This is a genomic window from Pseudomonas sp. (assembly GCF_030150285.1).
Classification (GTDB): Bacteria; Pseudomonadota; Gammaproteobacteria; order Pseudomonadales; family Pseudomonadaceae; genus Aquipseudomonas.
Genome location: NZ_JASLGE010000082.1, coordinates 20,411 through 41,554 on the forward strand (window position 1 = coordinate 20,411; position 21,144 = coordinate 41,554).

Sequence of the window (21,144 nt, forward strand, 5' to 3'; positions counted from 1 at the left end):
CAGGAGAGCACACCCCCGATGAACCTCGACGAACTCACGCAACGCATGCATCGCATCCGCGATAACAACGACTGGAAGCAGTACCACAGCCCCAAAAACCTGGCGATGGCCGCCAGTGTCGAAATGGCCGAGCTGGTGGAAATCTTTCAGTGGCTCAACGAAGACCAATCCCGCCAGCTCCCCGCGGACACACTCGCCCACGTCGGCCAGGAGGTGGGCGATGTCGTGCTGTACCTGGTGTTGCTGTGTGCCGAGTTGGGGCTGGATATGGATGAGGTGGTGCGCAACAAGTTGGCCGACAATGAAAGGCGTTTCAGCCAATGAGTGACCGTCACTTCGATCAACTGGCCACCCGTTTCGCCGAAAAGATTTACGGGGGGGCCAAGGGAGCCATTCGTCTGGCCGTGTTGCAGGCCGACCTGAAGGACGCCCTGCCCCAGCGCCGGTTGCGCGTGCTGGATATAGGCGCAGGCCTTGGCCATATGTCCCTGTGGCTGGCCGAACAGGGCCACGACGTGACGTTGGCCGAACCGGCTGCGCCCATGCTGGATGGCGCGCGCCAGCGCTTTGCCGACGCAGGCCAAAGTGCCACGTTTATTCATGCGCCGTGGCAAGAGCTGCTGGGGCAACTGACCGAGCCCTATGACCTGGTGCTGTGCCACGCGGTGCTGGAGTGGCTGGCCGAGCCCCACGCCATTTTGCCGGTGCTGCATCAGTTGACGGCACCGGGCGGCTGGTTGTCGCTGGCGTTTTACAACCGCGACGCGCTGATCTACCGAAATCTGCTCAAAGGCCACTTCCGCAAAATGCGCAAGAACGACATGGCCGGTGAGAAGCAGAGCCTGACCCCGCAACAACCGCTCGATCCCCGCGAGTTGGCGACGGCACTTGAAGGCCTTTGGCAGGTCGAAACACAGAGCGGCGTGCGGGTGTTTCACGACTACATGCCTGTCGAGTTCCAGGCCCGCGCCGAACTCGAGGCGCTGGTCGAAATGGAACTGGCCCACCGTCGCCACCCGGCCTTCGCCGGGCTGGGCCGTTATCTGCATTGGGTGTGCCGCCCGGTGTAATTGCCTGTCGAGGAGAACATCATGTACCGCCGCGTTGCCCTGCTCGTCATGACCTTGGGGCTGGGCGCTTGCCAAAGCCCCAACCCTTACACCGCCACGTCCATGCCCATGCCGCCCGCACCGGCGCAAGCGGCTACGGCAGTGGACCTGAGCGCCTACCCGGCACCGCCCCGTGATTACGGCCGCTACCAGAGTTGGGCCTGGCGCAATAATCGCCTGCCCGTGGGCACCGCGTGGGCCGATTCGGCGCAAATCGCTGAGGCGGTCAGCGGGGCACTCGACCAGCGTGGCTTGCGGCCGGCGCAGCCTGGCCACCCGGCAGACCTGTGGGTCAGCGCCGACCTGCACACCGAAAAACGCTTGCGCCAGGTGCAGGACGACTATGGTTACGGGGCCGGGTATGGCAACGGTTACGGCCGCTACGGCAACCAATACGGGATGTACAACAGCGTTCCGGTGGTGCGCACCTATGAGGTTGAAGTCATGGTGGTGCGGCTTAACCTGTACGACGCAAAAACCGGCGCGCCGGTATGGAGTTCAAGTGCCGACACCAGCAGCACCGGCAGCTTGAGCGAACGCAGTGACGCCCTGCGCGAATCACTGAGCAAGGCCGTGCAGGCGTACCCTCCTCATTGAGATGGACTGTGAAGCGCAGAGGTCATCATGCTACGACGCATCGCACTATTGAGCTTGGCCCTACTACTGAGCGCCTGCGAAACCCTGCAGGTCACTCACGACTACAACCCTTCCGTGGATTTCGCCGCGTTCAAGACCTGGGCCTGGAAAGACCCGGCCCTGCAATACCAGCCCGATAGCCCGATGCTGAAAAGTGACCTGACCGAACAGCGCATTCTGCAGGCGGTGAGTGAGCAACTGGATCAGCGTGGCTTGCGCCCGGCGGCCACTGGCAGCAAACCGGACCTGTGGGTGCAAACCTACCTGATCGTGGCCAACCGTCAGGAACAGGTGGTGACGAACTATGGTTACGGCGGGCCGTGGGGCGGGCCTTGGGCCGGTTACTGGGGTGGCCCGTGGGACCCGTATTGGGGTGCACCGGTGTACAACGAAACCCGCAACGTGGTGTATCAGGTAGGCACGCTGCAAATTGACCTGATCGATGCCAAAGATGGCCGCCTGGTCTGGCGCGGCAGTGGCGAAAAAATCGTCAATAACACCCCCACACCCGCCGAGCGCAGCCAAGCGATTCGTGAAGCAGTCACCCAGATACTCAGCAACTACCCACCCCATTAAATCGCCAACTTTTTTATTAACTCCGGTTACTAACTCAGGCATTAACACCTAAAGTGTTAATGCTTTTGTTAGTAGTCGCGCCCCTTAACGAGGTTTTGATAACACGTCTGTACCCATGTTTAAAAAGCCACTTACAAAAACATTAACCCCTCAGCACTTCCAACACTTATTGACTACACTCGCTTAAACTTTGGCGTGTTAGCGCTGGGCACTGTTCCAGCATCAGGAGTGCTCGATGCCTGCCACCTTACGCAGTATTCGGTTTAATGGCCCGCAACAGCAACGGGGGGCCATCGGCTTAATCGCCGCCGGTACCCTCGCCCTGGTGGTGCTGTTTATGTTGCTGGTGGTCGACAGCGGCCGGCTCTACTTTGAGCAACGCAAGTTACAGCGTGTCGCGGATATGGCCGCACTGGAAGCGGCGACGCTTTACGGCTCCTGCGCCAATGGCACCGCCCAGACCTACGCCACTACCAGCGCCGGGCGCAACGGGTTTGTGTTGAGCACGACAAACACCCTGGCTGCGACCTGCGGCGTGCTGGAAACAGCGCCCGCGCCCAGCTTCCTGCGCACCTTCAAGGCGGATACCGATAAAGCCGAAGCCATCCGTGTGATCGCCACCACCGTTGTTCCCACCAGCGTGGCCGGGGCGTTTTGGGCCACTTTTTCAAAGGGCGAATTTGACCTGAACACCCTGTTGACCGCGAGCGCCGTGGGGGCCACTGCGGGTTCGCCTTTGGCGCAACTGACAATTCGTACGGCACTGGTCAACGTCGACAGCGCTCAATCAGCCATTCTCAATCAACTGATTGGCGGGTTGCTGGGGGGTTCTCTAAACCTTACCGCAGTGTCCTGGAATGGATTGGTGACTACCGATATCAACTTGCTCAGTTATCTGGACCAACTCATCCAACTCAATACAACCATTGGCAGTTACGACGAACTCTTAAAGACCGACTTAAAGCTCACCCAACTGATACAAGCCGCCATCATGGTATTAGAAAAAAACGGCTCAGCTGCCAACGTTGCTGCCAAAGCGCTTGGCTCAGTTTTAGATATGGACGTGCTTAAAAAAAATACCCAAGTCCTAAAACTGGGCGACTTGCTTAGTATTAAAAATGGAACACCCAGCGCGGGTCTCAATACCGACATGAAGGTCTTCGATCTCTTGCAAGGCCTGGTTCAGCTTTCAAATGGTAACAGCGCAGCAACCGCCCATATTGAAATCAACCCGTTTGCTCCGCTCAATCTGATTAATATCGATATTTACACCAAAGTCATTGAGCCGCCTCAACTGTCAGCCATTGGCAATCCGGCGTTGATAAAAGGCAATTACACAGGCCCTGACCAGATTTCGGTGCGCACGGCGCAAGTCAAGACACGCATACATATCGGTGTTCCAGTGCTTGAGAAGCTGCAACCATTGATCAACTTGCTCTCGAGCGTGGTGTCCACTGTCGCAGAAATCGTAGGAAAACTGTTAAAGCTAGATCTGCTAGGGGCTGTGAAATGCGTACTGACTTGCCAATCTGTGGCTAATCTCACGCTCGTGTCCGCCGTAGATGTCTATATAGAAGCTGCCAGTGCCAATAGTTATGTCAAAGACTACAGTTGCGCGACTGAAGACTCGAAAACCCTGACAGCACAGGCCAACACCTCATTGGCGAATGTGAGCATTGGTAGCGCGCCCACAAACGGCATATTTCCATCGATTGATCCTATGACCAACCGTTTTATCATCAACCCCATCAGGCTGATTGATGTCAACCTGAGAACCTGCAACGTCGCAGGGATTTTCTGCAAGGACGGTCACGGAGATGGCGGCAGTTTCAACTTGAAGGTTCAAACCGAGCTGGCACCCACAACCAAAGCCCTTTACTACGCCTCACCCCGATTGAAAAATATCAATCAAGCGACCGATTACCAAAGCTTTGGCTCCAACGATAACGTCCTGAAAATCGGCACGGCGTCTGGCAGCATCATCTCCACGACCTACACCCCGCCCTCAGGTAAATCGGTCACCAGTGACTTGTTGAAAAATATTGCTGAGCTACTGGAGACACTGACCACCGATCTGATCACCGCACTGAATTCGGTGTTCACCTCGCTCGTCAATCCCATTATCGGAACCCTGCTCAAAGCCCTGGGCGTTAACCTCGCGGTCGCTGAGGTCGGCGCCAATCTTTCCTGCAATCAAGGCGGGCGCGCGCAGTTAGTGCTTTGACAGGGCCGCGTCTTCCACTACCGGCAACTCCACGCAAAACCTGGCTCCGTACCCGGTGTTGCTAACGGTCAGCCGCCCGCCCATGTTGTCGATGATGCCGTAACTCACAGACAAACCCAGGCCCGTGCCCAGGCCAATGGGTTTGGTGGTGAAGAAGGGTTCGAAGATCCGTTCCAGCAGGCGCGGGTCGATGCCGCCGGCGTTGTCATGTACCCACAGCCGCACGCACCGGGCGTGGGATTCGGCACCGATGCCGATCCAGGGCTGGAAGTCGCGGTCGGTTTCGCGCTTGCTCATCAGCGCGTCACGGGCGTTGATCATCAGGTTGATCAGCACTTGCTCAAGCTGGTCAGCATGGCCGCGCACCTGCACGCGGCACGGCAAGCCTTCGCTGCGAATGTCGATGCCTTTGCCGCGCAGCCCTTCGCTCAATAAGCCCAGCGTGCCTTCCAGTGCTTGCGCCGGGTTGAACACATGCTGTTCGATTTCCGAACGGCGACCAAACACTCGCATGTGGTCAACAATGCCTGCTGCCCGTTGGATTTGGGCGTCGATGCGGCCGAGCTTTTCATGCAGGTACTCGATCTGCACATCGCCGTTGCTCAAGCGCTTGAGCACGTTGACGATGGCCATGCGCATGACGTTCAACGGCTGGTTGATTTCATGGGCCAAGCCTGTGGCCATCTCCCCGAGGGTGGCCATTTTCGCGCTATGGGTCAGTTGCTGTTGAGCACGGCGCACGTCGGTGTTGTCACGGCCCACGGCCTGCACTTCAATCAATTGCCCTTGGGCATCAAACACACCCCGGTCCGCCCACACCCACCAGGCATGCTCGCGCCCCGGCAGTTGCAGGCTGATTTCGGCAGTGCTGACCGGGTCATCCGGGCTCAAGCGCGCGATGCGCTGCGCAAAGGCTTCGCGCTGCTCATTCGACAACCAACTGCCCAAGTGAATGCCCGGCAGTTGATCGGGCGTGCATTCCAGGTAAGCCGCCAGCGGCTGGTTGCCGAAGGTCAGGGTCAGGTCAGGCCGGTACCGGCAAATCATGGCCGGCGAGTCTTCCACCAGAATGCGGTAGCGCTCTTCGCTGCGCCGCACGCGCTCTGCGGCCTCGGTGGCTTCGGTGATGTCCAGCCACAGCCCGACGGCTTCAACGGGCAACCCCAGGTCGTCACGCAGTAATTTGGCTTCGTCCAACAACCAGTGGTAAACGCCGCGCTGGTCACGCAAGCGGTAACGGCTGCGGGCGCTGCCTTCACGCAGCAACTGGCGGGTGCGCTCAACGTACAGTTCACGGTCATCCGGGTGGATTTTCTCGAGCAACGCGCTGCCGGTGCAGTCTGCCAGCGACCAGCCCAACAAGGGCCCCAGGCTGTCACTGAAAAAGGCTGGCACCAATGCGCCCTCCTCATAGCCCTGCACGTAGATCACTGCCGGGGAGCTGGCGATCAGGTTGTCCAGCCGGGCATGGGCCGCCGCTGTCTGCGTCTGCTGGTCTTTAATGTCGCTGATGTCGAGCATAAAGCCCACGATGCGCCGGCTGTCACCGGTGCCCAGCGCCTGCCCCTGCAGGCGATACCAGTGCGGTGAGCCCTGGGGTTGATGGAGACGGGCACACAGGTGCAAGGTTTTGCCGTTGTTCACCAGGTCATCGAAACGGAAGTTGATCTCGCCCCGGTCCGCCGGGTGGAACAACGACAGCCAGGCATCACGGCTGAGTATGGGGGCAGCCTCAGGCAACAGCCCCAGTGGCTGGGCCAACGCCGGGGCCAGCTCCAGCTGTTGCGCGGTGACGGACCACTCCCACCAACCGGCACCCAACAGCCCTTGCAGGGCTTCGCTGCGTTCGCGCTGCTGCGCGTGCTGCTGATCGCGCAGACGGTCCAGCAAGGGCCCGGCCAAGGCACCGCCCACCTGCAACCAGTCACTGTCACTCATCTGCGGCCCATGCAGGGAGGCCGGGTAAAAGCCCAGCAGCCACCAGGCGGACACGCCTTCTTGATCGGTGTAGGGCACCAGCACGCCGTCGGCATTACCGAACAGGTCATTGAGCCGAGGGTTGTCGTCGCGCTCCACGCGCTGGGGCACGGGCCCGGTGAGCGGTTCAAGCAGGCCATTTACGCGCTGGCCCGGCCGCCAGAGTTGCGGCGCATCGTAGGCGTTGTAAGCGCTGTGGATGTACCAACCCGTGTGGCCATCATCCCGCAGGGCCAGGGCCATGCAAGGCACGCGCCCGTGTTGGGCCACGCTTTGCACCGCTTCGGCCATGACCTCAGGCAGGCGCGCAAAACCGCACTGACGCAGTTGCTCACCCAGGCGCAAGGTCAGTTGCGTGCACTGCTCACGGCTGCGGGCCTGTTGACTGCCCAGGCGCAAGTCGCTGATATCCAGCAATTGCAACAACCAGCCTTCGGCCTGCGGCTGGACCCAGCCACGGGTGTGCACCACGCGCAGGCCTACACATTGGAAGTCCAGGTCCAGGCTGTGCCCGACCCAATCCGCCGGCACACCTTCAAGTGCCAGGGTGCTGCCCGGCACCAAGTAATCGATCACGCGGCGCGGGGTGCCATCGCGAGAGCCTCGCACCAGGCCATAACGCTGCAGGCCGTGCATTTCCAGAACATACCCCTGGGCGTTAAGCACCAGTTGAATGCCGGCATCGTTGCGCGATTGCGCGGGCGCAAACACCGGCAAGCTGACGTTTGCACGGCCCGTCCCACCCCCGAATACACCGTCAGGCAGGCTCAAGACTTCGGACTCGGCAAGGGTTGCATTTGCAGTGTCGAGACAGCCTCTAAGCTCTCCGGCAAGTCAGGCACCGTGATCGTTCCTAACTTGAGCACCGGCAGGATGGTAGCCAGTGCCACGGCTGGCACACTGACCCTGACCGTCAACACGCGGGTGTCCAGGCTGTACTCGGCTTCTTTAACGATTTCGTCGCTGAGCGCCGTAGGCACCCATTTGAGTTGTTCAGTCAGTACACTTTGGGCGGTGTCTTGCACCGCCTTTTGGTAAGCAAGTTCGCTGCCCGCCGCCGGGTCCACCGCCACACTGCGCCGTGCCGCTTCAGTGGCCGAATGGTTGAAGGATTGCATTAACAGCAGGGGCAAGCTGTAACTGAGGACGCCGTACAGCACCATAAAAAAAATCACGAAGACCAGCCCGAACTCTATGGCCGCAGCGCCTTTTTGCTTGTTGGGAATGCCTATTGTCATGACCGCGTCTCCCTGCCCATCAAACGTAATATCATCATAGAATCATTCGTAAAAAATGGACGTTTATTACGTGATTCACTTATCGGTTTTATTGCTGTGGCTTGCCGCCTGCGCGGTGCAGGACGCACGCCAACGTCATATCGCCAACACCCTGACCCTGGGCGCAGCGGCGCTGGCACTGGGGTATTTGCTCTGGACCGGCCACACCTGGCTGGGAGCCAGCGCCGCCGAAGGGGGCTGGGCGCTGGTGATTGCGTTGGTGCTCACGCTGCCCGGGTATGCCCTGAACAAGCTGGGCGCTGGCGATGTAAAGCTGCTGATTGCCCTCGCGCTGGCCAGCAACCGCCTGATACTGCTGGGCACTTTTATCGGGGCCGGCCTCTGCGCGGCGGTGTGGTGGTGGCTCATGCCAAAAGTGCTTCTTTTGGTTAATCAACGGCTTACCCCTCTTGCATTGAAAAGTGTTGCACCCGTGCCTGGCAAAAAAGCCTTTGCGCCTTTTCTCTTGTGTGGCTTGAGCCTCACCGTGCTGTGCATACCCGAGTGAAAAAGTAGGACTTCATCGTTGTACAGCGTAGGAAAGTGCGACTATGTTTTAGGAGTCCTCTGCATTCATTTGAATGTTCAGGGTTTCCTTAGATGGCTTGCCAGGCATGGAGTAGCGCGTGAACAAGCTCACCCCCCTCATAAAAATACTTGTGGTCGATGATCAACCTCTGATTGTCGAAGAACTCAGCGAATTTCTGGAAAGCAGCCACTACCCTTGTGTTCCGTGTACGTCCAGTCGCGAAGCCATTGAGGCCTTCGTCGCCGATCCCGACATAGGCCTGGTGCTGTGCGACCTGCACATGCCCGACATGAACGGCATCGAACTGACCCAACACCTGCAGAAAATCGCCGGCAAAGGCCGCCTGTTTGAAAGCATTTTGCTGACGGGTCGCGCCGACAAGCAGGATGTGATCAAAGCCCTGCGCATCGGCATCGCCGACTACTACCAAAAACCGGTGGACCTCAATGAATTGCTGGAAGGCATTCAGCGCCAGGAAGTGGTCCTGCGCGAACGACACGCCAATGAAAACCTGGGTCACTTGAACAAAAAATTGCAAGGCATTGCGCAGTCCATTGATGGTCTTTATCAAGACATGGAGTCAGTGCTGCACCCCTCCCATGTCGACGAACAGCCCCCCAGCGATCAGGCCGTAAATGAAGGCGAACTACCGGCCGTCTTCAAACAGCTTTCGCCGCGCCAACTGGCTGTCGCCCGGCTGGTGAGCAAAGGCCAGACCAACTACCAGATTGCCTGTGACCTGGGCATCACTGAAAACACGGTCAAGCTGTACGTGTCGCAAGTACTGCGCCTGACCCACATGAACAACCGCACCCAACTGGCCCTTGCCCTTTCACCCAGCGCATCGGCCAAACAGCGGCAGAGCGCACACTGATCGCCTTTGGGCCCTCGTCGTGCGGATGAGGGCCAACGCCGTTTGATCCGAACACCCTTCAGGATCGCGCCCCCTCACCCACAAGGAGAGGGGGTAAACATCAATTCGTCTTGGTTTTGCCGCCTTCATCCTGCCCGTAGAACTCCGGCACGGGGTGGCTGTAGCTGTCCAGCCAGCGCTGCAGGCTGCGCTCACGCTCGGGTGCCGTGGCCACTTGGTCCACCGGCGAGCGAACACTGCCGCTGACCTGCAATTGCAACCAGTTTTCCGTTTCTTTCTGGTTGTAGGACGAAGGCCCGGGTTCGATAGCGCTGGCGGCCAACGGCAACACGGCTAACAACACGCCCACTTGAACAGGGAATTTCATGGCACACCTCCAACGCATTAATTAATGGCCGCCACCGGATCACGGGTTTTCACAGGGCGGGTTTTCAGGGCTTGCGCACGGGCCTGCGCATCGCTCACTTGTTCCGGGCTCAAACCGGCACGGCCCGCCAACTCGGCAGCCTGTTGCCAGTTGTCCTGATAGATCAGCAGCGTCACCAGGTTCGATGCCGCCAGCGAGTCCGCCTGTTTAAGTTCCAGTGCCGTCAGAAACTCAAAGCGCGCGTCCTCCAGGCGCAACTGGCTGAGGTAGACCACCCCCAGGTCGTTGCGGATTTTGTCGTCGGTCGGGGCCAATTTCGCGGCGCGTTCCAAGTGGGTCAACGCCTGGGCGTTATCGCCGCGCCCTGCCGCCAGCTGCCCCAAACCATGCTCGCCCTCGGCGGCCAGGCAGGTACCCAGCAACCCGCGGTATAACGGCTCGGCTTCACTGCGGCCCAACTGGCGATAGATCCGCGCCTGGCGCAGTTGCACCGGGGCATAACGCTGCGGCAGGCTTTGCAGGTTGGCCAGGCTGGCGTGCAACTTGCCTTCCTTGGCCATGTCATCGGCCAGGTTCATTGACAGCTCCTGATCACCACTCAACTTGGTGCAGCTGCTGTCCGTCAGCCCGGCCCACGGCGGGTTGCTTTGGCCCCCGGTCGCACAACCTCCCAGCATCAACAGCACACAGACGGCGAGAGCTACTTTCATGGTCGTACTCCGATTCAAGAGGTAAACGCGCGAGCAACTGCGATAAAACTCGGCCCGGCCAACACAATCAGCAGGGCCGGAAACAGGAATGTCATCATCACCACTGACATCTTCGCGGACATCTTCGAGATGTACTCCTCCATGCGGGTCAAGCGGCGGTCATCCAGCAGGCTTTTGAGCGACTGCAACGATTTCATCGCGCCGCCGCCCTGCTGAATCAATTGCTGAAGAATCACGCAGGTGTCATCAAACTCATCCACCGACAGCAGGCTCGCGGCCTTGCTCAGTTCCTGGCTCAAGTCCAGGCCGGAGTCCACACGGGCCAGTACCAGGCGCAACTCACCGGTCAGCACGGGCAATAATTGCCGCCCTTCCACGCTCAACACCCGCAACGCCTGCTCCACCGCCATGCCGGACTCGAATAGGATGCGCAGCAGCGGAATAAAGGTAGAGACCTCAATGGCCGCCTCTTGCTGACGCTTTTTCGCGGCATACGCCAGCAGGCGTTTAGGGATCAGATACCCCACCGCCAACGCACACAGCAGCACCACCAACAAGTTGCCGCCGCGCGGGAAAAACAGTTCATGGCCCAAAAACACCAACCCGGCGAACGCCACCGGCGTGCCCACCTGAAAGGCGGCAAACAGCGACCGTTGGGTCGCCGTGCGCCAGCCCACGCGGTTGAGCAATACTTGGGTTTCGTTGTCCAGCGAGACCGAGCGCTGACCAAACTTGCTGTTGCCCAAGGCCCGCATCCACAGCGTGAATTTGCCCGGCCCGGTCTGATCGCCTTCCAGGCGCTGCATCACCCGCTGTTGGCGCAAGCGGTCCTGGACCATGTTGTTGATCAACAACCCCAGCGCCGCGAACATTAAAACTGCGCAAATTACAAAGGCCATGTCATACGCTCCGCACCATGCGCCACAACGCCAGGCAACCCACCGTTTGCAGCGCCAACGCCATGAGCAGCATGCGTTGACCACTGCCGTCATCCCACATGTTGACCAGGTACAGCGGGTTGGTGATTAAAAAGTACGCACCCACCAGCAGCGGCAACACGGCCAACACGACGGCCGTCATACGGGTTTCACCGGTCATGGCCCGCAGTTTTCGCGCCCCTTGATCGCGCTCACGAATCAGCACAATCAAGTTCTCCAGCAACTCGCTGGCGTTGCCGCCATAGCGATGGTTGACCTTCAGGCCGAGGGCGAACATGCGAAACTCGTCGCGCTCATACAGTTCGGCAAAGTCCTGCACCGCATCGGGCAGGCTCACGCCTAACTGCACGTTGCGGGTCACCCGGCTGATACTGCTTTTCAGCGGGTCACTGGACGATTCGATCGCGTGCAGCACCGCGTCAGACAAGGTGCGCCCTGCCTTCAGGCTGCGCACACAGGAATCGAGCATCTGCGGCAATTGCTCAACCATGCGCCGCACACGGCTGTGGTAGCGCCAACTGACAAACACCTTCACACCCACCGGCGGCAACACCACCAGTGCAAGCAGAAAGAACCAGCCGCCGATCAACCCGGCCAGCACCACTGCGGCCGCCCACAATGACAGCCACAGCCCTAGCCGTTCCGAAGGTCGGCCCAGGCCGGCCTGCAAAAAGGCGCGGTCCAGCCACGCCACGCTCAGGGTTTTGTCCGTCCGTTGCGGCTGACCTTCGCCCAGACGGTCCAGCACCCGGCTCGTGGTCGGGTCACGCAAGGCACCGTAGGCCAGCCGCATCGACATCAAAAACATCAACACGCTGATCATAAAAAGCAACAGGGCCGGGATCATCGTCAGCACCTCAGCCGTTGGCGTTGAGAATCGGGTCGCGACGCAACTTGTCGCCCGCCGGGTTCTGGGCTTCGCGCAGAAAACCAAAGCCCGTGCGCTTGTCCAGCCGGAACAGGGTGTTGGTCACGTACACATCGTCACGCACGCCTACCACTTCCAGCACCTCACTGACGCACCGACGGCCATCGGGCATGCGCGTCAGTTGAATGATCACGTCCAGTGCCGTGCAGATCATTTGCCGCAGGGTTTTCTCTGCCACGCTACGGCCTGTCAGCCCCACCAGGGTTTCCAGGCGCAGCAAGGCATCCTGCGCGGTGTTGGCGTGCACGGTGCTCATGGAACCGTCGTGGCCGGTGTTCATGGCCGTAAGCACGTCGAGTACTTCCACGCCGCGAATCTCGCCGAGGATGATGCGGTCCGGACGCATCCGCAGGGCGTTGCGAATCAGATCGCTGGACTTCACTTCACCATGCCCTTCGGCATTCGGCGGGCGGGTTTCAAGGCGCACCACGTGAGGGTGGCCCAACTGCAATTCGGCCACGTCTTCGATAGTGACCAGGCGCTGATGAGGGTCGATCAACTGGCTCAGGATGTTCAACAACGTGGTTTTCCCCGTGCCCGTGCCGCCGCTGATCAAGATGTTGCAGCGCTTGCCCACACACGTCTGAAAAAACTCATAGATCGACTGATCGATGGTTTGCATCGCCACCAGGTCGCTGCTTCTGAGCATGTCCTTGCGAAATTTCCGAATCGACAGGCACGGGCCGTCCAGCGCAATCGGCGGGATGATGGCGTTGACCCGGCTGCCATCGGGCAGGCGCGCATCCACCATCGGCGAGGACTCGTCCAGCCGCCGCCCCAGCGGCGCGAGAATGCGCTGCATTACCCGCTCGACATGGTGGTCATCAATAAAGCGCAGGTCGCTCTGGCTCAACAGACCCTCGCGTTCCACGAAGACATGGTGCGGGCCGTTGACCAGAATCTCGGTCACGCCCGGGTCGCGCAGCAACACCTCAAGGGGGCCGAACCCGGTGAGTTCATCGACGATCTCTTCGCCCAGCCGTTCCATTTCATAACGCGAAATGGCCAAGTGCAGGCGCGACACATACTCGGCCACGCGCTCAGTGACGAACTGCGACAAGGCCAGGCGCGAATCTTCCAGCAGGTTTTTGCCGCTTTCTTCAATGGCATCGATGATGTAGCGGTGCAACACCAGCTTCAGGCCGTCGTGGTCAGCACGCCCGTCCTTGTTGAGGCCCGAGCCAAACAACTGTTCATGGTTCATTTAGCCCCCCAGAGGCGGTTTAGCCATGAAGTGGGTTGCACGGGTGAAGAGCCTGATTCTTGTGAGCGCCTGGCCAGCCGCTCGCCAAGCTTTTTCACGCCCAGGCTCAGGGCGTCACGCGGTTGCAGGTCGAACAGCGTCGCGGCCTGATTTTTCGCGTTGATGCGCAACTCCGGGCTCAATACCAAAGTGGCCAGCACCGCAAAGCCGAACGTCTTGGCCAGCGCATCGGCATCCGGCGCAATGCCGCGCTGGTAACGGTCGACCAGCAACCCCGCGTGTTCCAGTTTCATGCCCTTGGCACGCCACAGGCTGAGCACTTCCAGGTTGCGGCGGCAATCGAGCACATTCTGGTCGGTGTACACCAGCAGCGTGTCGCAGTGGCTGACAAAGGTGCGCAAGGCTTCGCTGTCGGGCTGGCCCGTGAGGTTCACCACAATGTGCTGAAAGTGTTGGCGCAAGGCACTGAGCAACATGTACAGCTCGGCGGCGCTGGTGTGTTCCACGGGCTCATCCGTGGGGCTAGCGGCCAGCACCCGCAGGCCGCCCGGCGCGGTGGTAAAGGCACTGTCGATCAACGTGCTGTCCAGGCGCCGCAAATGGCGCAAGGCATCGCCAAAGAAGAACGTGCTTTCAAGGCCCAATAAGGCCAGGCCGTCACCACGGGGAATGCCCAGGTCCAGCAGCAGGGTTTTCTGATTGCTCTTTTGCACCACCAGCCCCAAGTGGCTGGCGAGCAAGGCACCGTCGGCATTGCATTGGGCGCTGAACAACACGCTAAGGCCACCCAGTTGGGTGTTTGGCACCACGGGCGGCAGGCGTTTGCTGAGGCGGCGCACCAGCCCGGCCACTTCACTGGAGCGCGAGCCGTAAGCGACAAAATCCCGGGCCCCGGCCCGCATGGCGTTAAGTACCAACTGGTTGTCCATGCCATCGCCCAACGCCACAATCGCCAGCATGGGTTTGGCTTCCAGGGCACCTTCGATCAGCGCGCACTGGGCGACCACTTTTTCCCGGTCCAGCCCCACAAAAATCAACCCGGCAAAGGTCACATCCACCAGGGCCAGCAGTTCGTCCAGGCTGCTGGAGCCCGCCCCGACCACTTGCCCCAGCGGGGCCAGCGCACCTTGCAGCCACTCAAGGTCCGTGTTGTTGCGCGTCAGCGCGAGAAAGGTCTGGCTCAGGCTTTGGCTCATTGGGATAACCCGCTACGGCGATCAAAATTGCCGTTTTCCAGGAAATATTGGCGATACCAATTGGGCTGATAGTTGCGCAATTGTTCACCCGGCAACGTGGGCAATGCCGCGTTGGCGGCCAATGGCTGCACCAGGTGCGGGGTTACGATCATCAGCAGTTCGCGCTCTTCACTGCTGATATTGGACTCGCGGAAAAAGGCCCCCAGAATCGGGATATCACCCAGCCCCGGGAATTTGTTCACCTTCGAATTATTGGTGGTGCTGATCAAGCCACTGATCACGAAGCTCTCACCATCGGCCAGGGAAATGCTGGTGTCGGTACGGCGCACGGTCAGGCCTGGCACTTGCGTGCCGGCAATGGTCACGGCCTTGGTGTAGTCCAGCTCGCTGACTTCCGGTGCCACCTTCAAGATGATGCGGTCACGCCCCACGATAGTGGGCGTCAGCGTGAGGCGGATGCCGAATTCCTTGTACTCGATCGACACGTTATCGCTGCCGCTGCTCGGCACCGGAATCGGCACCTCGCCACCGGCCAGGAAGCTTGCGCTCTGCCCGCTCATGGCCACCAGGCTAGGCCGCGCCAAGGTATAGGCAAACCCGCTGCCTTCCAGGGCATTGATCATGGCCCTGACCCGCCCGCCGCCAAAACCGATATTGAAGAACTTGCTGTCGGCCACTGGCCCACCGGTGATAAGCCCTTGCGCGGAGGTGAGGAAAGAGCCCGGCGAACCAAACAGGAAGTTGCTGCCTTGACCAAAGATATTGGTACTGGCTTCCTGCAACTTGGAGCGGCTGACTTCAACAAAGCGAATATCGGTCTGCACCTGAACCGGCAGCGCTTCATCGCCCGACGGCAACCCGCGTGAGGCGGTAAACCCCTCGGTGGCCTTGCCCTTGACGAACACCATGCTTTGGCGCGGCGCTGTCGAGCAAGCCGTCCAGACCATCAGGCTGGTGGTACCCGCCGACACGCCGGTGAGTAAAAAGGCGTTGCTGCCATTGGCATGCACGTCGGCAACGGTCGGATCCCCCACCGCGATGCGCGTAATACTGGCCGACGAATTCAGGGCGCGCTGTGCCCCCTGGGACACCTCCAGAACGCCCGGCAGCGGTTCGAGAGCAGCACAACTGGACGGCGCGGCCAAAGCCATTTCAAAAGGGAGGCTGGTCAAGATCAGCGCCAAAACAACGCGTGTCTGCAACGCAAGGCAATAGTGGCTCATGCGGGTCTTCCTTGTAGATCAGGATTTTTATTGAGCGGGCTGTTGCACCGCTTGATTGCCGCGAATAATTTCAATGCCACGCGCACGCGGTACGCCAGCGGGGTTGCCGGCCACCGCAGCCTTGACCGGGCCAGCCAGCGCCAGTTGGTTGAACTGATAGAGGTTGCGCTTGGCGTTCTCGACGGTGCCCGAGGTGTCTTGCTCACCCGCCCAGTACTTGTTCAAGCGTTGTTCGTCCGCACTGCGCACCGCCAGGCGCAAGGTACCGGCCTGGGTGGCGAGCATTAACTGGTTGAGCAACGGTTCGGGCACCGCCAACACCGCTGTGCGTGCCGCCACTCGGCGCTGCGCTTGTTTGAGGGCTTCTTCGGCGTTGAGGGGTTGGCTGGCCAGACGACCGTCGCTGGTCAGGCCCAGCTCTTCGCCCACACTCAGCACCCGCACGGCGGGCAACACCACTTGCGCCGATTGCTGCGGGTTGCCGGTGTCCTGGCGCAAAAACAGCAGAATGTCGACGTAATCACCCGGTGCCAGTTGCCCGCCTGCACCGGTCACTTCATCAATGGCCACCGCCAGCGCACGTTCATCGGGGCGAATCATGCGGGCCAGCGGCCCACCGATCTCAAAGCTTTGTTCATTCACCCAGGTGCCTGCCGTCAGCGGCCGCCAAGGGGTACGCCCGACCGCCTGCTCAAGGGTGGTAAAGCTGCCAGCGGGGGCGGTGCGCACCTTCTCGAGCGTCAGGTCGTCAGCGGTCAATGCCACATGCGGCGGCACATCGCGGGCCAGCACCAGCACCGATTGACGCGTTTTGTCTTCCACCGTGGCCACGCCTTGCTCTACCACTTGCGTGACCGGCACGGCAGCAACCGGTTGCTGCCGGCTAACGACCAACCCCCAATAACCTGTTGCAATAGCGCCAACAAACAAGACAGCCGCCAGTAATAAACTGCGTCGATTATTCATTTACCCCCACTCCCTTTCTACTCGCGGACTGCACACGAAAGAACACTCACATAAGGACATGGCCATAAAGGCTTAATACCCAATGCCGTTTCAACCGTTTCGCTATTTGAACGTAGCGCAGTTGAACCAAAATGCCATTATCGAATCCAAAAAAGCGCAAGTAATTTTAAATAGTTTGATTTATCACGCCTTTCTTAAAAACACACCATCGTATTAATACTTTGTCATTAGTCAGTTATTACAGTTGCACAATCATTAATTCCTGCCAATTCTGTAGTGGCAAATCATAACTACGCCACAACAACGCAACACCGTGCTCCCTCCCGGCGCACCAGGAGAAGTAAAATGTTTTTAAATACTGTTCTGAAAGTGTATATACCGGCTCAGGTATTCGTGACGCGTCAGGCCAAGCTATTTCTGAAACGCACGGACGGCGCGTCGGGTATTGAGTACGCCATTATTGCGGCCATGGTTGCGGTGGTGATTGTCGGGTTCTCGGCAGATATCAGAGACGAGGTCAGTACCGTGTTCACCAGTATCAAAGATGGTCTGGTAAAAGTTAATACTTAAACTTAGAAGCGGGTTACTGGTATGCACCCCTCCTCACAACGCCAACAACTGCTGCTAGTGGATGACGAAGAGGAGGCCCTGCTGGAGCTGGCCGAACTGCTGGAGGGCGAGGGCTTTTGCTGCTTTACGGCAACCTCTGTCACCCTCGCCCTTGAGCAGTTAAGCCGCCATCCCGACATTGCGCTGGTCATCACGGACCTGCGCATGCCCGAAGAAAGCGGCATCGCCCTGATCAAACGATTGCGCGAACATACGGCGCGCCAACACTTACCGGTGATTGTCATTTCCGGGCACGCCGATATGGCGGATGTCAGCGATTTGCTGCGCCTGCAAGTGCTGGACTTGTTCCGCAAACCGATTTATCACGTGCGGTTACTCGGCACCCTTGATCATCTTTTCCCAAAACCGGATGCCCTTCAGGGCTCACGCTATTAGCAGCCCACTGTGCAAACATCACTTGCGTTCAACTTTGTACACACGACCATCGCGAGCCAATAACACTGCCTCATTCTCAATAAACCCCTTAACTAATCCCTCTGTAATCCTGACACTCGTGTCAACTTCAAGCCCTTTCGCGAACCCCCATCGTTATAACCCCTCTTCCTTTGGAAGAGGGGTTATAACGATTACAGCTGATAACTAAAACTGAGGGTATAGCGGGGCCGACGATTGAAACTGTCCAGTGCGATATCCGACATGGGCTTGGCCACTTCCAGCGCTATGTTGTAATAACGTTTATCTCCAAAGCGCATACCAAGTGCTGCCGAGGACATGTCCGAGCCTTTAAGCGGAATGTCGTTAAACCAGGTTCTGGCTTTATCGACGACGGCATAGGGTTGCAATAACTTCACCCATTCACCGTCGCGGTTAAAGCTGTAGTTCAACTCGTACGCCACACCCCAGCCCTTATCGCCCGATGCCTGGTCGTCGGGGTAGCCCCGACCGAAATTCTGCCCGCCAAACACCGCCCGTTCACTGTCGGGCAAGCTGTCGCCAGTCCAATACAACGCGCCAGACATCACGCCCTGCCAGTTGTCGAAGAAACCGTCGCTTTGCACCCCCGACAGCCGCATCCGAAAGAAGTCCAGGTCGTAGTGATTGCGGGTCAGGTTGGTTTCGCTTTTAGCCCCCAGGCCATTGATGCCCTGGTACACGCCGGCACTGAGGATGCGCAATTGCCCGGCATCGGACTTGCGCCAGTCACCTTCGACCGCCAGGGCACGCACGTTGGTTCTTTCGCGCAGGGTTTGCGCGTAACCGACCACGTCGTAGTCGGTGTTGTCGTTGACCCCGTACAAGCGGCCAGCCACGCTCAGCCACTCATCCGGCGCAACGATCAGCGGGTGGCTGACCCCGATCGAGAAGCGGTCATTTTCACGGCGGGGCTTGAGTTGAAAGCCGTCACTGGTGACCAGATTGACGCTGGGGTCACTGCGATAGCTTGCGCCATACAGGTTCAGTTGCGTGCCTTCGGCATTCAGGTACTGGCTGTAATCAAGCCGGTAGTAATGCTCCTTGTCGCGCCCCGGTGGAAACAGCCCGCTGAGGGTTAACTGCTCGGCCATGGCCGTCTGCGAGTTACTGCTGGCTCCAAGCAGCGCTTGGGTGCTGTCACGGCTGCCCTCGACAAGGCTCATGCTGGTGGTAAACGGTTGACGGCTGGCGCTGATCAGCATCGTCGAGGCGCCGTCGGTGGTGCCCGGCGGCGGCACGTGCGCCTCCAGGGTCACCCCCGGCAAGCGGCCCATCAGCGTGGCATAACGGTCAAAGGTTTTGCGGGTCAACGGCCGCTCGCCTTTGATTTTATCCACCAGCTCATCAATAAAACCCCTGACCCGGCCCACGTCGCCCTCGACCTGATAGCCGCTGACGTAGCCTTCAACCAGCACCACGCGCACCAAGCCCTGATCAAAGGTTTGTGGGGGTAAAAATGCGTAGGACAACAGGTAGCCGTCAGTTTGATAACGTGCCGTAAGCGTGCGGGTGGCCTCGATCAACTCACCGAGCGTGATCTCATGCCCCAGCAATGGTTTGTAGGCCGCCCCCAGTTCTTCAAGCGGGTACACCGTGCCGCCTTCGATCTGCAATTTACGAATGGTAAACTTCATGCCCATTTCCAGCGGCTGTGTCTCGGCAGCGCCGGGCTGGGGCAATTGCAGTGCCGGCGGTTGCGGCCGATAGGCGTCTACCGGCAGGTTAGGGGTGGGCAGGCTTTGCAGGGCATCGTTACTGTTCAGAAAACGCGGCAGGGGGTCGGCACTGGCATAGGGCACCAACGCCACGAATAAAAGCGGGACGTAATTGCGCATAGGACACTCCATGGTCAACAACAGCGGCATCACGAGGCAGGGGCAATACGCAAAAACCACGCTACCCCAGCAGCACTCCTACAACTGACACATGAAAAAAGACGAGAGGTTCATCCGAACCCCTCGTCCCAACCAAGCGTAGGCGCTGTAGGTACGGCCGTCGAACCGGCCAGGTGCATTTCTCGTTAGTTTTTCTTGCCCACGTTGCCCAGCCCACCGAGCACTCCGCCAAGAACGCCACCCAAGCCACCCTGGTTACCACTTCCAGCCGCGCCTACTGTCGTACCGACCGAACCGGTGCCGCCCGCATTGACATTAAGGCCCAACAAACCGCCACCGCCCAAACCTAACAAGCCACCCTGGCCTGCACCTGCGCTGCCACCGCTGGCACCGCCACCCAACAAGCCGCCCAGACCCAGGCCGCCGCCCGCCGAGCCGCCTGCTGCGCCCCCGCCCAACAAGCCGCCCAAACTGCCCAAGCCGCCCAGACCATTGGCCGGCGTGCCGCCTGAGGTCGCCCCGCCACCGAGCAAGCCGCCCAACCCCAGGCCCGCGCCGGTGTTTGTTCCGGCGGCTGGGTTCAGGTAACCACCGGCCTTGTCAGCCACACCGCCGACACCGATCAGCAACCCACCGACCAGGCCCGTGACCGGGTTTTTGTCGCCCGTGGTGGTCACTTTATTGCCAAGCCCGGTGACCACGCCGCCCACCTGATTCAGCAAGCCGTCCACCGGCGCGCCCAAACCGGTTGCGGTGCCCACTTTGCCTGTGACGTTTTCCACCAGCGAAATCACCGGCACCAGCACTTTGCCATTCACGGCACCCGTGACTTGGCCCAATTGGCCGCTGGTGACGTTGGTGGTGAGGGTGTTACCGATCATGGTCACGGTGATGCCCACCTTATTGACCAGCCCACCGGCGGTATCGGCAACGTTATTGACCAAGCCGCCCGCCAGCGGAATGTGGCTGATCGGCGTGTTGTCCAGCACCGTGGCCAGGCCAGTGCCGACCGACGATACGCCCTTGCCAACATGGCTGACCGCATTGGTCGCACCGGCGACCGTGAGGCCCAGCGAGTCTTTATCGGTGCCCAACGAGCCCAGCCCATGGCCAATGCCATCGGTCACTGATGTCACCGCATTGCCTGTGCTGACCACCAAGCCGCCGCCCAGCGTACCCACCACCGGCACCGTGCTGAGCGTGGTGCCCACACCACTGACGACACCGCCAACGCCACCCAGGGCCGTACCGACTTGCCCGACGACCTGGCCGGTCACCAGCGGAGTGTCGTTGCCGTTGCCGGGATTACCAGGGTTGCCGGGGTTGCCGGGGTTGCCGGGGTTACCAGGCCCGCCGGGGCCTCCACCGTCGGTGCTGCCACCGGATGAACTGGTTGAAATATAATTTTTGGAACCACCGCCACCGCTATGGCAGCCCGCCGTCAGGCTGACGCTCATGACCAAAAACAAGGCTGTACTGGTTTTTAACCACAGTTGAGTGTTCATGTGAGAAATTCCTTGCACCTGTTACG

Annotated in this window: 21 protein-coding genes; 9 read left to right on the forward strand and 12 right to left on the reverse strand. The window is 59.7% G+C overall.

Translation table 11 applies throughout. The annotated features are described in order from the left end of the window. Positions 1-18 precede the first annotated feature (18 nt). From Q1W15_RS19580 to Q1W15_RS19600, 5 genes are all read left to right on the forward strand, one after another. Positions 19-324, forward strand: coding sequence for a nucleotide pyrophosphohydrolase (locus tag Q1W15_RS19580; protein WP_300731131.1), 306 nt, complete (start codon positions 19-21; stop codon positions 322-324). Beyond that, a complete protein-coding gene (locus tag Q1W15_RS19585; protein ID WP_300731132.1) occupies positions 321-1,070 on the forward strand; it encodes a methyltransferase domain-containing protein in 750 nt (249 codons plus the stop codon). The genes Q1W15_RS19580 and Q1W15_RS19585 overlap by 4 nt, the downstream gene beginning before the upstream one ends. Before the next feature lie 21 nt (positions 1,071-1,091). Continuing rightward, on the forward strand, positions 1,092-1,706 hold the full coding sequence (locus tag Q1W15_RS19590; protein WP_300731133.1) for a DUF4136 domain-containing protein: 615 nt from the start codon (positions 1,092-1,094) through the stop codon (positions 1,704-1,706). Positions 1,707-1,733: 27 nt separating this feature from the next. Beyond that, positions 1,734-2,321, forward strand: coding sequence for a DUF4136 domain-containing protein (locus tag Q1W15_RS19595; protein ID WP_300731134.1), 588 nt, complete (start codon positions 1,734-1,736; stop codon positions 2,319-2,321). Between the two features lie 235 nt (positions 2,322-2,556). Next, a complete protein-coding gene (locus Q1W15_RS19600; protein ID WP_300731136.1) occupies positions 2,557-4,545 on the forward strand; it encodes a pilus assembly protein TadG-related protein in 1,989 nt (662 codons plus the stop codon). On the opposite strand, the gene Q1W15_RS19605 is transcribed toward Q1W15_RS19600, so the two are convergent. Continuing rightward, entirely contained in the window at positions 4,534-7,158 is a 2,625-nt protein-coding gene (locus Q1W15_RS19605) for a PAS domain-containing sensor histidine kinase (RefSeq protein ID WP_300731170.1), read from the reverse strand. The two genes, Q1W15_RS19600 and Q1W15_RS19605, sit on opposite strands and share 12 nt — an antisense overlap. 131 nt (positions 7,159-7,289) lie before the next feature. After that, a complete protein-coding gene (locus Q1W15_RS19610; RefSeq protein WP_300731137.1) occupies positions 7,290-7,760 on the reverse strand; it encodes a TadE family protein in 471 nt (156 codons plus the stop codon). A gap of 70 nt (positions 7,761-7,830) precedes the next feature. Between Q1W15_RS19610 and Q1W15_RS19615 the strand changes: the two genes are divergently transcribed. After that, on the forward strand, positions 7,831-8,307 hold the full coding sequence (locus Q1W15_RS19615) for a prepilin peptidase (protein ID WP_300731138.1): 477 nt from the start codon (positions 7,831-7,833) through the stop codon (positions 8,305-8,307). 118 nt (positions 8,308-8,425) lie between these two features. Further along, positions 8,426-9,202: a response regulator transcription factor gene (locus Q1W15_RS19620; protein ID WP_300731139.1), complete on the forward strand. Its 777-nt coding sequence runs from the start codon at positions 8,426-8,428 to the stop codon at positions 9,200-9,202. A 100-nt stretch (positions 9,203-9,302) separates the two neighbouring features. Here the strand turns inward: Q1W15_RS19620 and Q1W15_RS19625 are convergent, their stop codons facing one another. From Q1W15_RS19625 to cpaB, 8 genes are read right to left on the reverse strand one after another with little or no spacing between them, the layout of a single operon-like run. Next, complete coding sequence (locus Q1W15_RS19625) at positions 9,303-9,569, reverse strand: DUF3613 domain-containing protein (protein WP_300731140.1); 267 nt, start codon at positions 9,567-9,569, stop codon at positions 9,303-9,305. A 17-nt stretch (positions 9,570-9,586) separates the two neighbouring features. After that, positions 9,587-10,279 (reverse strand): tetratricopeptide repeat protein, encoded by a 693-nt coding sequence (locus Q1W15_RS19630; protein WP_300731141.1) that lies wholly within the window; start codon positions 10,277-10,279, stop codon positions 9,587-9,589. A 14-nt stretch (positions 10,280-10,293) separates the two neighbouring features. Next, positions 10,294-11,178: a type II secretion system F family protein gene (locus Q1W15_RS19635; RefSeq protein ID WP_300731143.1), complete on the reverse strand. Its 885-nt coding sequence runs from the start codon at positions 11,176-11,178 to the stop codon at positions 10,294-10,296. Between the two features lies 1 nt (position 11,179). Further along, positions 11,180-12,064: a type II secretion system F family protein gene (locus Q1W15_RS19640; protein WP_300731144.1), complete on the reverse strand. Its 885-nt coding sequence runs from the start codon at positions 12,062-12,064 to the stop codon at positions 11,180-11,182. Positions 12,065-12,074: 10 nt separating this feature from the next. Then, complete coding sequence (locus Q1W15_RS19645; protein ID WP_300731145.1) at positions 12,075-13,349, reverse strand: CpaF family protein; 1,275 nt, start codon at positions 13,347-13,349, stop codon at positions 12,075-12,077. Continuing rightward, positions 13,346-14,545, reverse strand: a complete 1,200-nt coding sequence (locus tag Q1W15_RS19650) for a pilus assembly protein (RefSeq protein ID WP_300731146.1) — start codon at positions 14,543-14,545, stop codon at positions 13,346-13,348. The genes Q1W15_RS19645 and Q1W15_RS19650 overlap by 4 nt, the downstream gene beginning before the upstream one ends. Then, positions 14,542-15,768 carry a type II and III secretion system protein family protein gene (locus tag Q1W15_RS19655; protein ID WP_300731147.1) on the reverse strand — a complete coding sequence of 409 codons (1,227 nt, stop codon included), beginning with the start codon at positions 15,766-15,768 and terminating at the stop codon, positions 14,542-14,544. Before Q1W15_RS19655 ends, Q1W15_RS19650 begins: the two co-directional genes overlap by 4 nt. Positions 15,769-15,795: 27 nt before the next feature. Continuing rightward, complete coding sequence (gene cpaB, locus Q1W15_RS19660; RefSeq protein ID WP_300731148.1) at positions 15,796-16,734, reverse strand: Flp pilus assembly protein CpaB; 939 nt, start codon at positions 16,732-16,734, stop codon at positions 15,796-15,798. Positions 16,735-17,079: 345 nt separating this feature from the next. Here cpaB and Q1W15_RS19665 point away from each other — a divergent pair, with 345 nt between their 5' ends. Beyond that, positions 17,080-17,304, forward strand: coding sequence for a Flp family type IVb pilin (locus tag Q1W15_RS19665; protein ID WP_300731149.1), 225 nt, complete (start codon positions 17,080-17,082; stop codon positions 17,302-17,304). 21 nt (positions 17,305-17,325) lie between these two features. Next, a complete protein-coding gene (locus tag Q1W15_RS19670; protein ID WP_300731150.1) occupies positions 17,326-17,739 on the forward strand; it encodes a response regulator in 414 nt (137 codons plus the stop codon). 191 nt (positions 17,740-17,930) lie between these two features. On the opposite strand, the gene Q1W15_RS19675 is transcribed toward Q1W15_RS19670, so the two are convergent. Both Q1W15_RS19675 and Q1W15_RS19680 read right to left on the reverse strand, forming a co-directional pair. Beyond that, a complete protein-coding gene (locus Q1W15_RS19675; RefSeq protein WP_300731151.1) occupies positions 17,931-19,613 on the reverse strand; it encodes a ShlB/FhaC/HecB family hemolysin secretion/activation protein in 1,683 nt (560 codons plus the stop codon). 185 nt (positions 19,614-19,798) lie between these two features. Then, on the reverse strand, positions 19,799-21,118 hold the full coding sequence (locus tag Q1W15_RS19680; protein WP_300731153.1) for a collagen-like triple helix repeat-containing protein: 1,320 nt from the start codon (positions 21,116-21,118) through the stop codon (positions 19,799-19,801). Positions 21,119-21,144: the final 26 nt, after the last annotated feature.